The 13,739-nt window shown below is 60.5% G+C and carries 11 protein-coding genes; 4 read left to right on the top strand and 7 right to left on the bottom strand.

What is annotated here, in order from left to right; genetic code table 11:
* Positions 1–25: 25 nt before the first annotated feature.
* From NITLEN_RS01370 to NITLEN_RS01345, 6 genes are all read right to left on the bottom strand, one after another.
* Positions 26–1,201, bottom strand: coding sequence for an NnrS family protein (locus NITLEN_RS01370; RefSeq protein WP_121987787.1), 1,176 nt, complete (start codon positions 1,199–1,201; stop codon positions 26–28).
* 44 nt (positions 1,202–1,245) lie between these two features.
* Positions 1,246–2,628, bottom strand: a complete 1,383-nt coding sequence (locus NITLEN_RS01365; RefSeq protein WP_121987786.1) for a hypothetical protein — start codon at positions 2,626–2,628, stop codon at positions 1,246–1,248.
* 3 nt (positions 2,629–2,631) lie between these two features.
* Complete coding sequence (locus NITLEN_RS01360; protein ID WP_121987785.1) at positions 2,632–3,129, bottom strand: RNA polymerase sigma factor; 498 nt, start codon at positions 3,127–3,129, stop codon at positions 2,632–2,634.
* Positions 3,130–3,141: 12 nt separating this feature from the next.
* Positions 3,142–4,125 carry an amidohydrolase family protein gene (locus NITLEN_RS01355; RefSeq protein ID WP_121987784.1) on the bottom strand — a complete coding sequence of 328 codons (984 nt, stop codon included), beginning with the start codon at positions 4,123–4,125 and terminating at the stop codon, positions 3,142–3,144.
* A gap of 115 nt (positions 4,126–4,240) precedes the next feature.
* Positions 4,241–7,666, bottom strand: a complete 3,426-nt coding sequence (locus NITLEN_RS01350; protein WP_121987783.1) for an acyl-[ACP]--phospholipid O-acyltransferase — start codon at positions 7,664–7,666, stop codon at positions 4,241–4,243.
* Between the two features lie 144 nt (positions 7,667–7,810).
* The gene (locus NITLEN_RS01345; RefSeq protein ID WP_121987782.1) at positions 7,811–9,658 is read right to left on the bottom strand and encodes a MutS family DNA mismatch repair protein; all 1,848 of its coding nucleotides are present in this window, start codon (positions 9,656–9,658) and stop codon (positions 7,811–7,813) included.
* 45 nt (positions 9,659–9,703) lie between these two features.
* Here NITLEN_RS01345 and NITLEN_RS01340 point away from each other — a divergent pair, with 45 nt between their 5' ends.
* The 4 genes from NITLEN_RS01340 to NITLEN_RS01325 all read left to right on the top strand — a co-directional run bounded on the left by NITLEN_RS01340 (position 9,704) and on the right by NITLEN_RS01325 (position 12,652).
* Positions 9,704–10,579 carry a 50S ribosomal protein L11 methyltransferase gene (locus tag NITLEN_RS01340; protein ID WP_121987781.1) on the top strand — a complete coding sequence of 292 codons (876 nt, stop codon included), beginning with the start codon at positions 9,704–9,706 and terminating at the stop codon, positions 10,577–10,579.
* Positions 10,580–10,582: 3 nt separating this feature from the next.
* A complete protein-coding gene (locus NITLEN_RS01335) occupies positions 10,583–11,074 on the top strand; it encodes an MOSC domain-containing protein (RefSeq protein ID WP_121987780.1) in 492 nt (163 codons plus the stop codon).
* 16 nt (positions 11,075–11,090) lie between these two features.
* Positions 11,091–11,753, top strand: coding sequence for a class I SAM-dependent methyltransferase (locus NITLEN_RS01330; RefSeq protein ID WP_121987779.1), 663 nt, complete (start codon positions 11,091–11,093; stop codon positions 11,751–11,753).
* Between the two features lie 104 nt (positions 11,754–11,857).
* Positions 11,858–12,652 (top strand): formylglycine-generating enzyme family protein, encoded by a 795-nt coding sequence (locus NITLEN_RS01325; RefSeq protein ID WP_181416567.1) that lies wholly within the window; start codon positions 11,858–11,860, stop codon positions 12,650–12,652.
* A 257-nt stretch (positions 12,653–12,909) separates the two neighbouring features.
* On the opposite strand, the gene NITLEN_RS18765 is transcribed toward NITLEN_RS01325, so the two are convergent.
* Positions 12,910–13,254, bottom strand: a complete 345-nt coding sequence (locus NITLEN_RS18765) for a fibronectin type III domain-containing protein (RefSeq protein WP_425464133.1) — start codon at positions 13,252–13,254, stop codon at positions 12,910–12,912.
* Between the last annotated feature and the right edge of the window lie 485 nt (positions 13,255–13,739).

Genomic DNA, 13,739 nt, shown 5'->3' with positions numbered 1-13,739 from the left:
CTGGCCGGGCACCGGGGCTTCCTGATTACTCGTCGAGGCTGGGGCGCATGAGGTAGGGGCCGTACACTGTGGCAAAGAGCAGGTAGCCGGCGCTCCAGGCTGCGGCGGCAGCGCCGAGCATGAGAGTCGCCGGGAGGCCGGTCATCGCCCCGAAGACTCGCAGTAGCGCACCCAGGTTGACCAGCATGTAGATCATGAGCGTCAGGCGGTCTGCCTGTTTCGGCCGTCCCGTGTGGCCTAAGCTGGCGCGGGTCATCACTGCCATGGTCATGGCGCCGACTGCGCCCGTCGTGAGGGCGTGCACTGCATCGGCCGGCTTGAGGCCGAATCCCAGCGTCGCTCCACCGATGATGAGCAGCGCCAGTGTGAGCCATCCATACCCCACATGCAGGATCAACACGATCGGCTCGCGCCAGGTGAGCCACCCGCGCCAGCGCGCGAGGCGGACGATATTGGCTAGCCCGGCGGCGATCAAGAGCCATCCGGCCACACTGGCCTGAGGGTGAATGGTCCAGCTCAGCGCGGCCATGACTGTGAGGAGAATCGCCGCTCCATCAATGCTGGAAAAGTCTGGAAGCTCTTCGGGACGGCCCTGCTCGGCCAGGTAGTCACCGGTGAAGCTGGGTGTCACGCGTCCGCCGATGAGCGTCAGCAACAGCATCATCAGCGCGACGGCCATCCGCTCGGGTAGATCCGTTTCTGATCCACTCAGCGCCAGCGCGTGAAACAAAATATTGGCGGCGGCATAGAGACTGATGACGATGCCGATCGGGGCGCGATCCCACGCCTTTCCTGCCGCGATCTCTCGCCAGACAATGGCGGCCAGCGCAGCCAGATATCCCGCATCAATGAGCGCCCCTACGAGTGGCGTTGGCCACGGCATGGCGATCGTCAGGCGTCCGGCGAGCCAGAGCATCAACAAGGCCAGCAGCGGCGTGCCTTTGAGCGGCGGCCGGTCGGTCCAGTTCGGCATTGCGGTGAGGAGGAACCCGGTAATCACCGCTGGCAGAAAGCCGAAGAGCATCTCGTGCACGTGCCAATCGCGCGGAGCATAGCGGAAGGGTGAATCCGTCCAGCCTGTCAGAATCAACGCCCAGACGGGAATGGCTAGACCGGCAAAGAGCGCCGCGCTGAGGAAGAACGGGCGGAATCCGTAAGACAAGAATGCCGGGCCCTGGTCGTTGGGTGATTCTGTCGGCATATGAAAAGTCTGCGCCCCTTCGCCTCAGTGGTGAACGGGGAGGATTATTGCTGCTGGGCCAGCAGAATGTCGACAGCGATCTGCGCGGTAGGGGAGGGATCCTGGCTGATGACATAGGTGGCCCGTTCCTGTGAACCAGTGGGATGCGGTGTGGCCACCGACTCCTGAATGAGATTCGGCGAACGTCGGTTGAGGAGCGCGGCCTCTTGTCGTGAGATGGGGCCGAACGGGACCCGAGAAAGGCGGACGATCACGGTCCCACTGCCAGCCGGCAATGGCAGGCGCTGGCGTTGTCCGGCTGGGATCTTCATGGAGATGTGGCCGCTTGCTTTCAGCGGCAGCAGCAGTTGGGTGTTGGCCGCTCCCACATTTCGCCATACCTGAATGTAGCCATCTTGATTGGACTCAATGGTCAACTGCACGGGCGTTGGATTCCTGGACGCGGCGGCTGCGTCGACTTCCTGCTCCTGCCCATCAGAGTTCTGTACGACAAAGCTGTAGCGTAGCCCAAGTGGTGTGGATGCTGTCGCAGGACCAGCTGCCTTGCTGAATTGTGAGAGCCCTTCCATTTTTCGCTGGAGTGGGGCGGCTTGCGGAGCAGATTCGGCAAGGGGCTTCATGGCGCGTTCGTTGTCCCGGAGCATCTTACCGGCATCGGCGCGGACTCCCTCTCCATAGAACAAGGCGCGTGCGCTGATGGGCTGTTCATCCGCAACGGGTGCTGCGGATTGCGCTGGTGACGGCACGATCATGGGCTCCGGCGTCGGCGCTGGTAATCCAGTAGCAAGCTGTCGGTCGGCTGACGCGGCGGCTCCTTCAGATAGTGCACTCGGTGCGGTGCTCGGAGCTGTCGGCTGCTTCCCGCCTTTCTCTCGGGGGCTTCTTGGGGGAGTAAGCTCTTGAGCAGAATCAGCCGGCCGGTATTCCTGTATTTGTGACGAGGCGGCCTTTTTATTGAGCGCCAGCTTATCAGTGCGCATCTCTTTCTTGGCGATTGTCGGTCCGGCTGCGTCGGTCTCTTTGGGTGTGGGCATCGGCGCTGTAGATTGCGGTGGCGTCGTGTCTTCCATCGCGCCGGAGTGTGCGTTCTGCTTCAGGCTGTCCTGATAGACCTTGGTGCCGAGGACGACGGCAAAAACGACGGTGGCCAGTCCGCCGGCCAGGGCGAGATTGGCGGGGCGCCGGAACCAGTCCAGCCATGAGCCTGGTTTGTCGGCAGGAACCGGAGTGGCATTGTGCAAGGCTTGGAGCAATCGGCGTCGCACGGCCGGGTCAGTCAATAGTTCTTTCAAGGCCTGCTCGTCGGCCAGAGTATTGAAGAGTTGCTGATCCTGCATGGCGGCGGTAAAGAGCTGCCGGCGTTCCTCCGGCGTCAGCGTATCCGCCGCAAAACCGCCGAGAAGTTTTTCGAACTCGTGTTCTGCCATCGGTTAGTCCCAGCTGCCGTCCATCGCCGCTAACAGCTGCTTCCTGCATCGAAGATCCCAGGTATAGATCGTATTGATTGACGATTGTCCCATGATCTTTTGAATCTCGGGAAAGGTTTTCCCCTCCAGTTTCCACTTGAAGAGTTCCCGGCAGCGCTCGCCGAGTTGCATGACCGCGGCGAGTAACCGGTTCACGCGTTGCTGTTGGTCAAGCTGAGCGGCCGGATCAGCACCGGGGTCGGCCAGCGGCAATTCCTCGACCGACTCCTGATTGTACTCGCCTCGCCGGAAGGCCTTGCGGTGAGCGTCGAGCATCTTGAACCGCAAGACCTGAAATGCCAAGGGGACCAGTTCGGTCACGTCGGTGACTGCGGGGTACTTCTCATGCAGCACTACGAGCGTTTCCTGGGTCAGATCTTCGGCCTGGTCCCTCGATACTCGTGATGTCGCGAACGCGAGAATCCTTTCGCGAAGCGAGGCAAGTATCTGATTGCGGTCCATCGGTGCGCCTATCTATCGGTTCGAGTGCATCGTGGAATGAGGAAGAATGTCGCCCAGCGACCGGAAACCCAGCTTCAATCCGTTGCACACTTCGACCTGCCGGTCGAAGCGGTTTGTGGTCTGCATCATCTTGCGTAACGTGCCGAAGGCCACGCGCCCCCAGGCGGCGATATGAAACACGGAAAGGGGATAGTCGGTTCCGAAGAGCAGGCGCTCGTGTACCTCGGGGTAGTTGCGCAGGTGCAGGAGCATACGGAAGCGGTTCGGCAGGGTGAGGGCGGAGATATCCGCATAGAAATTCGGATAGCGCTGCACCAGATCGCGCAGGGTCGGCAGAAACTTCTCGAAGAGAATCAGTCCGTAGCTGCAAGCGTGAGCTGCGATGACCGTGGCCCCTTCGTCGAGCGCGACTCGAAGCCGGTCGGGTTCGCCGACCGATTGGTCTTTGCCGATCAAGCTGAACTCGTAGCCGACATGGCTGAGGAACGGGAGCTTTCGCTCGGCGAGCGCCCGGTAAAACCGCTTGTACTTTGGATCGGCCGGGTCGAACTGTTGCGCGTTCGGCAGCACTTTGACCAGCGTCGCTCCGGCATCCGCACACCGATGCACTTCTTCGACCGCGTCCCGCCGCTGCGGGTTGATGGAGATGCCGGCCAGCAATTCGTCCGGATGGGCCTGGGCGGTCTTGAGCACATAGTCATTGTTCACGAGCAGATCGGTATGCTCCAGGCTCAGGATGCCGTTGGAGTCATAATGGCCGTCCATACCGAGCAAGACACCTTTCTGTACGTGCTTCGAGGCGCGCAGTTCGATGAGCAGATCGTCCAGATACTTTTCATTGGCTTCACGCGGCCGGTTGACGGAGAGGCCGTGCTTCCAAAACAGAAAACGAAAGAGCGGGCTCTTCAGCATCTTCGGCGAAATATAGCAGCGGTTGTTGCCGTCGGGCAACGCGGCAAGATGCACATGGCAATCGATGAGCGATTTCGTGTTCATGGCTCCGTTCTTCTGATCACGGCCATGTCGTTCTCGTGCAAGCGGCCGGATGAGGCTTGCCGTGGATATTCGTCGGGCGTGGGAAACGCAGGGGGTTCCGTGCGGCGAGACGTCATCAGGGCGCGCTGTCCTGGGCCAGTCGTTCCATCGCGATCCGTTTGACTCCACGCAAATCCAACTTGCCGGTGCCGAGGATCGGCAGCGCGTCGACTTTCACGAATTGGTTTTTGGCCGGGATAAAGAGATTGGGTAATCCGCTGGTGGCGAGCTTGTCGAGCACGGTCGGGAGCATCGCGTCGTCGATGGTGTAGAGCACGGCCAGCCGTTCGCCCTTTTTCTCGTCCGGGAGGCCGGTCACGGCGAAGACTTGCAGATCTGCGCCGGCGGCCTGTTGCAAGGCTTCTTCGACTTTTCCGTGAGGCACCATCTCGCCGCCGATTTTTGAAAAGCGGGAGAGCCGGTCGGTAATCGTGAGAAATCCATCGTCGTCCAGCGTCGCAATGTCGCCGGTAATGTACCAGCCGTCTTTCATCGCCTTGGCCGTGAGGTCTTCCCTGCCGAGATAGCCGCTCATCACATTGGGACCTTTGACCAGCAGCATGCCGGATTGGCCCGGCGGCAGAATGGCCCAGGTCTCCGGATCGACGATGCGCACCGACACGCCGGGAAACGGCTGGCCGACAGTCCCTCGGCGCGACGCCACCTGGTAGAAGCCGGAGGCGCGGAAGTCCGGACAGTTGGCCGAGATGACGGGCGCGCACTCCGTCACGCCGTAGCCTTCGACCGGGGTGATGCCGAACTTGTCCTGGAATGCCTGCACGAGGCGGAGCGGGAGTTTTTCCGCGCCCGTCAGCACGACACGCAGGTTACTGAATTGTTCAGGCGTGCAGCGGCGCAGATAGAGCTGTAAGAAGGTCGGCGTGACGACCAGGAGGGAAATGCGGTACTGGCTGCAAAGTTCACCGATGGCGCCGACATCCAACGGAGACGGGTGAAAGACGATGCCGGTATTATTGCGCGCATAGAACCAGAGCAGCATATAGCCGAACGAATGGAAGAAGGGAAGGATGCCCAAGGCGCGATCGGCTTGGCTGATGTGGATGACCTGTCCGGCGCCGTCGACGTTCGCATTGATTGCGAAGTGCGAGAGCATGACGCCTTTGGGTTCACCCGTGCTGCCGCTGCTGAAGATGATCGTGGCCAGATCGTCCAGGCTGATCGGCTGCTCCCGGCCGCAGGCCCGCTCCAGAAGGCCGATCGGCGCGAAGAGTCCCAGCAGCAAGGCGGTGAATTTCTCGCCGCCGGATATCGTCCTGGCGATATCTTCCAGATACAAGACCGTGACGCTGCCGGGGATTTCCAATTTGGCCTTGTCGATAAACAGACGGCTGGTGAGCACGGTCTTGAGGTCGGCCTGAGTCACTGCCGATTCCAGCCCGACACGGCCGACGGTGTAATTCAGATTCACACTGGTTTTTCCAGCGAGGGCGGCGGCGACGTTGAGCAGCGCACCGGGCACGCTCGGAGGCAGGAGCAGCCCCACATGACGCTGGCCCCGCCAGTGCGTTCGCATGGCGCGCGCCAGCGTGACGGTGCCGATCAAGGCTTTGAGTCCGGTGATGCGCGGGCGAGAGGCGTCGGCCATAGCAAAGGTGAGCGGATGGCGGCGCCAGGCGGTGATGACCGGGCGATGGATCGGTTGCTGGTCGGCTTTACGCAATCTCCAGGCGGCTTCACCCAGCTCGCGCACGAGCCGGCGGAGTTCATGCGCCGGAGTCCCGGCCGGTTGCGGCGCGCCGAAGGAGACTGTCACCGGATAGGGAATCTGTTCCGGAAGCTTCCAGATGAAGCGGCCTTTGACGAAGCTGAAGAGGCTGCCCCAGACGCGATCCAGATGAACCGGGATGATGGGGACGGTGCGTCCTTTCACGATGCGTTCGAATCCACGGCGGAACGGCAAGAGCGTGCCGGTTCTGGTGATTTGCCCTTCCGGGAAGATGCAGACGAGCTCGCCGTCGTCGAGTGCCTGACCGGCGCTACGGAGCGCGCGCAGGATGACCCTCGGTCCCCCGGAAGAAGAAATCGGGATGACCTGCATAATGTCCATCAACCATTTGAACAACGGATGGGTCGCGTAGGCGGCATCGACTACAAAGCGGACCGGGCGGTCGAGGCTGGCGATCAGGAGAAACCCGTCGACCAGCGACATGTGGTTCGGGACCAGAAGCGCGCCGCCTGTTTGCGGTACGTGTGCCGGTTCGACAATGCGCACTCGATAGAGCGTTTTAGTCAGGAGCATGAGGACGAGGCGGACGAAGGCGCCGGGGACCAGCCAGAGGGCCCACAGGGTGCCGGCGAAGGTGGCCGCAGCCGCCGCGAGTAGAATGCCGGTGCTGGAAAGGCCGAGAGATGCCAAGATGCCGCCGCTGAGCGATCCCATGAGGACGCCACTATACGTGCAGGTATTTGAGAGGGCAATGATGCTTCCGCGCCGATCGGTGGGCGCATGCCACTGGATCAAGGAATTTATGGGCACGACAAAGAGTCCACAGGACAGGCCAAGTCCTGCCATCAAGATGAGTGTGCCGTAGAGTGCTGGACCGAGCAGTCCCAGCAGTAAGAGAAACACCCAGATCCCGATGGCGCCCATGGGAATCAAGCCGTACTCGATGCGCTCGCCGGAAAGTTTTCCCGCGAGCATGGCGCCGGCGCCGATGCCGATCGAGAGCACGGCGAGCGGGAGGCCGGAGAGCGAGTCCGGCAGGGTCAGGACCGTTTTGGCGTAGACCAACATATCTTGGCCGACCAGGCTGGCGATCGTCCAGAAGAAGGCGGCGCCGAGGATCGTGAGCAGCAAGGTTTGGCTGGCGCGGACGGCGTGAATGGCTCCTCCGAGCGTGGAGCCGATGCCTCCCTCTGTCCGGGCGACCGGGACGGAAGGGACGGTCAGCGATGCGCCGAAGCCGATGAGCGAGAACAGCGTGAGCGCCAGCGGAGCCAGCCAGGTGGATGAGCCTGCGCCCTCCAGCAGCATTCCCCCGACGGCGGTGCCGCCAAGAATTGCGAGGAAGGTGCTCAATTCAAGAATGCCATTGCCCTGGGTGAGCCGGTCGTGCGGCAGAATTTCAGGCAAGATTCCATATTTCGCCGGGCTGAAGAGTGCGCTGTGGGCGCCCATACAGCCGAGTACGATGAGGGGCAGCCAGCCCCCGGCCTGATCGATAAAGAGGGCGACGGTGCCGGCCGCCATGAGGCCGACTTCAACGGCTTTCATGGACACGATGACGGTGCGTTTGCTGATGCGATCCGCCACCACACCGGCCACCAGCGAGATCAGCACCAACGGGAGTGTGAAGATGACAAATGTGAGCGTGGTCTGCGATTGAGAGGCTGCTTCCAGATCCGCGCCCGGCGCCAGGGTCGCCGCGACCTGACGAATGCCGAGGAGCGCGACTATGAGTTTCCAGGCGTTGTCGTTAAAGGCGCCGAAGAATTGCGCGATCAACAGACCGCGAAGCGGATGCGACGATGGAATGGACATGTACTCGCGCTTGGGTGAATGAAAGTGATGTGTCTAACTATGGAGCAAGTGCACGCGGAGGTCAAAGGAAACGTCGCTCAGAGTGAAGGAATCCGGGTATTTCTCGGTTGCAGAGGCCGGCTTCCGGCTGTCTCGTTCCGGCGGTTATGAAGGCGGCGGGAGGTTTATCGGCAGTCCTTCCAATTCCATAATCCGCAACGCATTGGTCGTTGGGCAGGGGCCTGGCCGCAGGGTGTAATCGAATTGCAGTGTGCCGGCCGCGACTGTTTCTTGAAAGTGGCTGTTGGTGAGCGCGGGAATCGATTGGTCAAGATCGGCAAGCTCGAGATCGTGGGTGGTGACCAAGCCGTAGCCGTTGCCCATGGCTAGTGCCCGTACATAGGCCCGACTGCCAATGAGCCGCTCACGGTTGTTGGTGCCTTTGAAAATTTCGTCGATCAAGAACAGCACCGGCGGGGCCTCTCGATCCTCCGTCGCCTGAAGAATCGACTTCAAGCGTTTCACTTCCGCATAGAAGAACGACAGGCCTGCATCCAGGGAGTCGTTGACGCGAATGCAGCAGGCGAGGCGGCTCCAGGTCCAGGCAAAGGTCTTGGCGCAGACCGGCGCACCGGCCTGCGCGAGGCAGAGATTGATGCCGATCGTTCTGAGGAAGGTGCTCTTGCCGGACATGTTTGAACCGGTGATTAGATACAGAATGCCGCGGCGTGCAAATGCGATGTCGTTGGTGACTCGCTTGCCCGCGGGGATGAGCGGATGGCCGAGTCCTGTGGCGGTCAGCGCCTCGGTCCGGTGGGGTGTCGGCCAGGTATATGACGGGTGCAGGTAGGCGAAGGTGGCCAGTGCTGATGCGGCTTCCACTTCGGCGAGGCAATCCAGCCAGAGTGGGAGGAGGTGCTGGATCCGCCGTTGGAATTGTTGCAGGCGGAAGGTAAAGAACAGATCCCAGGGGCACAGCGCATTGAGCACCAAGTGAACCAGCGGATGCGCTTTGACGCTGACGCCATGGAGCACCCACGCCAGGCGTCGAATCAACGCCGACGGGGCCTTATCCGTTTCTAGGAGCACGCGGCAGGTTGCGGCCAGTGCCGATCCCGGTTTCTGGGCGCGCTGCTCCAGGAACTGTAAGAGCGTTCCCAGTTTTTCGACTTCATGATGCAGGCCGACGGCATGCTCCAGCAATTCCTCTCCCTGATCGGTCTGAAAAAAGATCACCGCATAGAGGCCGAACGAGATCATCCAATAGGACGGCATGAGGTTGAGCAGCGTGCCAAGGCCGAGAATCAGCGTGGTGGCGGCGAGTATGGCTTGGATCGGGAGGACGATGCGGAGGGAGGGCAGATGCAGATGATGCCGCAGGATCGCCTCAATGCGTTGCCCGTTGATTTCCGCCTCGCCCGTCAGCCGGGCTTGGACGTTCAGCCGATCCCGAAACCCTGTCAGCCGAGTCAGTTCTTTGACCAGCCGGTGTCTGCTCTGCCAGGTCTGTTCATCCGGCGGTTGAGTGAGGAGCCAGGAAGCGAGCCGGTCGTGGCCCTGTGTGGACGTGGTCGTGTCGAGGAGATGCAGTAGGGAGCGAGGGCCGAGCAGGTCGAGGTCATGGGCATAGAGGTGTATGGCGGACTGAACCGGTCGATTGGGCGGGATGGCGTTCCAGTCGAGACGCAGACGGCCGAGATGCTGGCGCTTGATGCCGGACCATAACGCCAGCCGGTGAATCCGGTGTTCGAGCCTGTTATGATACGCGGCGATTGTGAGAAATCCGATGACGAACAACAGGAGCGACCAGTTGCCGGCGTCGTACTGTTCCAGCCGGTAGAGCGTCACGGTGATGAGCAGTCCGACCAGAAAGAGGACGCCTCGCCACCGGGAGAATCGTGTGCTGGCTTGTGTCCCGCGCCGGTGCAGGCGCTCGCCCCGTTGTAAGAGGCGGGTGAGGGTGTGTTCGCGTCTGGTGTTGGTGTGGTCGGACGTCACGATGAGATCGACCATACTGGGAAGGGCGCGTGCTCGTCAATTAATTGTGAGAGAGACTCGATGATGCAGGAATGGGTTGATGTCAGTATCCACAGCACGGTTGATCCTGGAGAATTGCTTGGGTTGCTGGGTGATCCTCATGTACGGGGCGCCTGGGAGGATCAAGGGGTGACCCATCTCTATTGGTCGCGTGACCATTGGAGTGGAGACCAGTTGGGACAGGTCCGCGCGGCGCTGGATCAACTCGATCCCTCCGGGCAGAGCAGTGGGGCTGTGCACGTCGGAGATCTGCCGCACCAGGATTGGAATCGGCAGTGGGCGCAGTCGGTCAAGCCGCTCCGGGTCGGGCGCCGGCTGGTGATTCGGCCCAGTTGGGAGCCTGCGTCATTGCTGGCCGGTGATCTCGACATTATCCTCGATCCCAAACAGGCGTTCGGGACAGGCCATCACGCGACCACCCGCATGTTGTTGGAGTGGCTGGAGGAACTGATTCGCGGCGGTGAAACGGTGCTGGATGTCGGGTCCGGCAGCGGTATTCTGGCGATGGCGGCGTTGCGGCTGGGTGCGCAGTCGGCTGTCGGTGTCGAAATCGATCCGGTGGCGGTGGACTGTGCTCAGGAGTGTGCGGGCCAGAATGCCTTCGGTCAGGAGTTGACCCTCATCTGCGGAACGCTGTCCGATGTGGCGATGGGTACGTGGCCGGATGTGGTGGTCGCGAATATCGATCGGCAGACGCTCTTGCTATTAGCCGATGAGTTGGCGGCCTACGGCGTGGCTGGGTCTCGGCTCTTTTTTTCAGGTCTGCTGGTTGAACAGGTCGAAGAAGTCATGGCACGCTATGCCGGCTTGGGGTTGTATCCTGTGAATCGGCGAGAGCAGGAAGGCTGGGTGGCGATCGAGCTGCGTCGAGCTGAATCGTGTGAAGGCCATGAGTAGAGCATGAACAGCGGACGTCCGCCCTATCCGCATATTCATCAGGTCAGCGTCTCGGACGGCGGGGTGCCGAAACAGCCGGTGCTGGAGGCGCGTGTAAGCCGGCTGGGTGTCGAAGGAGATCGTCAGCGTAACGTGAAACTTCACGGCGGTCCTGATCGTGCGGTCTGCTTATTTTCGCTGGAGGTGATTGAGCAATTGCGCCAGGCGGGCCATTCCATCGAGCCGGGTTTCTCCGGAGAGAATTTGACGTTGACGGGGCTGGACTGGAAGTTGGTGAGGCCCGGCGTCAGGCTCACTGTCGGGCCCGATGTTGAATTGGAAGTGATGAGCTATACATCACCCTGTCGCCACAATGCCCAATGGTTCCACGATGGCGACTATCAGCGCCTGTCGCAGAAGAAGCAGCCAGGGTGGAGCCGGGTGTATGCCAAAGTGTTGAAGGATGGAGTCGTTCGACCGGGCGATCAGGTGAACGTTCAGACAAAGGCCGACTGATCCAAGGAGTGAGCGTATGATATCACGGGTTCTTGAGCCGGAATTCATGGATGATCCTTTGCAGGCCACGGCCTATGCTGAGGCGGATTTCTCCGCAGAGAATCAGCGCTTCGTCGAGTTGTTTCGAGAATACTTCCCGGAGTTTTCCCAAGGGCATGTGTTTGATTTTGGCTGCGGGCCGGGCGATATTCCCGTTCGACTGGCCCGTGCCTTGCCGGATTGTCGCGTCACAGGAATTGATGCGTCGAGGCCGATGATCGAGTTGGCTGAGCAGGCCGTTCGCCAGGCTGATCTGTCGAGCCGGGTATCTGTGCGCTGTGAACGATTCCAGGATCTTGCCGGAGCCAACCAGGCTGATGCGGCTGTCTCCAATAGTCTGCTCCATCACTTGCCCAATCCGTTGCAGTTCTGGCACAAGCTGCGGCTCTTTGTGAAGCCCGGCTCGCCGGTGCTGGTCATGGATCTGTTGCGGCCCGAATCATCCGAGGCGGCCCAAGCCATTGTGGACCAGTACGCGAAGGGAGCCCCTGATATTCTGCGCCGCGATTTCTATAATTCGCTGCTCGCGGCATTTACCGAAGATGAAATCGGCGCCCAACTCGCGCAGATGAATCTCACGCGGTTGCTCATCGATGTGCCGGATGATCGGCATTGGGTCGTTGGCGGCATCATCTATTGAACAGGATGGTGAAAACGATCCCCAGCTTCGTTCTCGGTTGTGAGAACGCCTTAACGTACCAACCGCGTACGCCTCGGCGTTCACACTCCCTGCGGCCTTGCTGGATGATCGTTTTGACCATCCTGCTGCTTCTTTTGGTTGAGGCCCATGCCATGGCTCAACTGGATCGGCTCAGACGATCACAGGCTTTGGAACAAGCGCTTCCTGTGGAAACGCCGATGGTGTTGATTCCTGGAGGCCCGTTCGAGATGGGGGCAGCCGGAACGCAGGCATTGGAAGATGAGCGGCCTCTGCATCGTGTGATGCTCGATCCTTTCATGATGGATGTGTCTGAGGTAACCACTGCACAGTATGGCGCGTTTCTCTCGGCGACCGGGCGTGCGGCTCCTTGGCTGTGGGAGACCGTGAGTGTGGCCCAACACAGTGATCGTCCCGTGATCGGCGTAGATTGGCATGATGCCGATGCCTATTGCCGCTGGAAAGGGAAACGGTTGCCGACGGAAGCCGAATGGGAAAAGGCTGCACGCGGCGTCGATGGGCGGCTGTATCCCTGGGGCAATCTGCTGCCGACGAAAGAAGTCGCGAATTTCGCGCTGGGGGCACGGTTCAGCTACAGTCAGGTGCTTATGCCGGTACAGTCGTATGAAGCCGGTAAGAGCCCCTTCGGGTTGTATCAGATGGCGGGGAATGTGGGGGAATGGGTGTCTGACTGGTACGGTGCGAATTATTACGAACGTAGCCAGGAAACCAATCCATCAGGCCCTGAGAACGGCCAATTCAAAGTGCTGCGCGGCGGGTCCTGGTCGGATTTGCCCAAGTATCTGCTCACCTACGGGCGATTCAGGCTTCCTCCTGAGACGCGTAATAGCTACATAGGCTTCCGCTGCGTAAAATCCTAACAGGATGCTGAAATAGACGCCCAACGGCGTTCTCAGTCATCCATCTCCTTGCGACGTACCGCAGAGGGTACGCCTCAGTCGCTGGACTCCCTGCGGCCTTGTTGGATCGTCTATTTGAGCATCTTTGTTTCAGAGGCATCAAAATAGTCATTCCGTAAGGCCCACGTTGAGAGCCACATGCAGGAGTATTTGTGGGCTATGTTGGGAAGTGGGTGAGGAGAGAGCAACGCGAAGTTGAGACTGATCTTAAGCAGCTGTTACAGAATGCTTTTACTGGCTTCGCCAGAAAGCGCACTTTCGTTGCCGGCACTATCGTAGGCGGAGAGGGCAAAGAAGTAGGTGGTGTTTCGCTGAAGGCCGGTTACGGTGTAGCTGGTGACTTTCCCAATTACTGCGGGCGATCCTGACGAAGTGTAATTTCCCGACGAGGTTCCAAAATAGATCTTGTACCCGGCCAAGTCGCTCTCGCCGTTTGCAGACCAGGAGAGGGTGACGCTTCCGGTAGAGGATACAGGTGGCGGGGAGGTTGGGGGCGGAGCCGTTGGCGTAGGAGTAATCGCAGGCGTGGACGGCTGGAGTAAGTTCGCTAACCCCGGGCTCATCTGGACAAGCCGGGACATGGACGGCGCTAGACTGGTTATGGGGAGACCTGATTGAGCGGCCGCCGTCAATGGAGCGGCGGCGGCGGTATTGCGAGCGGCGGTTGGAGCTGCGGTGTTGCTCAAAGAAGACATCGACAGTGGCCTCGTGGCAATCGGAACAAGGGGAGCAATCGTACGGTCACCGATCGGAGTCGGCGTGCTCTTTGATGGACTCTCTGGCACAGTTTGGGGAGCCGTGATGTGAATATTTCCCGCTGAAGACAGTCTAGAGCTTATTCCTGATGAGGGCATTGGTTCTGACGGGAGAGGAGGGCTGATAACCGCCGCGGCCGGTTTTTTTGTCAATTTGTGGTGGAGTGTTTGCGTGGGAGGGATTGTCACCACCGGCGCCGCGGCTGCAACTGGCCGGGAGGGCATGGCTGTGGATTCCGGCCGCGGGACGATCGGCAATACCGGAGCGTCGGGACGGTGAATAAGACTATGCT

It is taken from the genome of Nitrospira lenta, from assembly GCF_900403705.1.
GTDB lineage: Bacteria > Nitrospirota > Nitrospiria > Nitrospirales > Nitrospiraceae > Nitrospira_D > Nitrospira_D lenta.
This window is presented reverse-complemented; position numbering and strand designations above follow the sequence as displayed.

Coding starts and splice junctions, on each gene's coding strand:
- NITLEN_RS01345 (WP_121987782.1), bottom strand. CDS start 9,658: ATGGTCGATCTCATCGTGACGTCCGACCACACCAACACCAGACGCGAA.
- NITLEN_RS01350 (WP_121987783.1), bottom strand. CDS start 7,666: ATGTCCATTCCATCGTCGCATCCGCTTCGCGGTCTGTTGATCGCGCAA.
- NITLEN_RS01330 (WP_121987779.1), top strand. CDS start 11,091: ATGATATCACGGGTTCTTGAGCCGGAATTCATGGATGATCCTTTGCAG.
- NITLEN_RS01340 (WP_121987781.1), top strand. CDS start 9,704: ATGATGCAGGAATGGGTTGATGTCAGTATCCACAGCACGGTTGATCCT.
- NITLEN_RS18765 (WP_425464133.1), bottom strand. CDS start 13,254: ATGAGCCCGGGGTTAGCGAACTTACTCCAGCCGTCCACGCCTGCGATT.
- NITLEN_RS01360 (WP_121987785.1), bottom strand. CDS start 3,129: ATGGACCGCAATCAGATACTTGCCTCGCTTCGCGAAAGGATTCTCGCG.
- NITLEN_RS01365 (WP_121987786.1), bottom strand. CDS start 2,628: ATGGCAGAACACGAGTTCGAAAAACTTCTCGGCGGTTTTGCGGCGGAT.
- NITLEN_RS01335 (WP_121987780.1), top strand. CDS start 10,583: ATGAACAGCGGACGTCCGCCCTATCCGCATATTCATCAGGTCAGCGTC.
- NITLEN_RS01370 (WP_121987787.1), bottom strand. CDS start 1,201: ATGCCGACAGAATCACCCAACGACCAGGGCCCGGCATTCTTGTCTTAC.
- NITLEN_RS01325 (WP_181416567.1), top strand. CDS start 11,858: ATGATCGTTTTGACCATCCTGCTGCTTCTTTTGGTTGAGGCCCATGCC.
- NITLEN_RS01355 (WP_121987784.1), bottom strand. CDS start 4,125: ATGAACACGAAATCGCTCATCGATTGCCATGTGCATCTTGCCGCGTTG.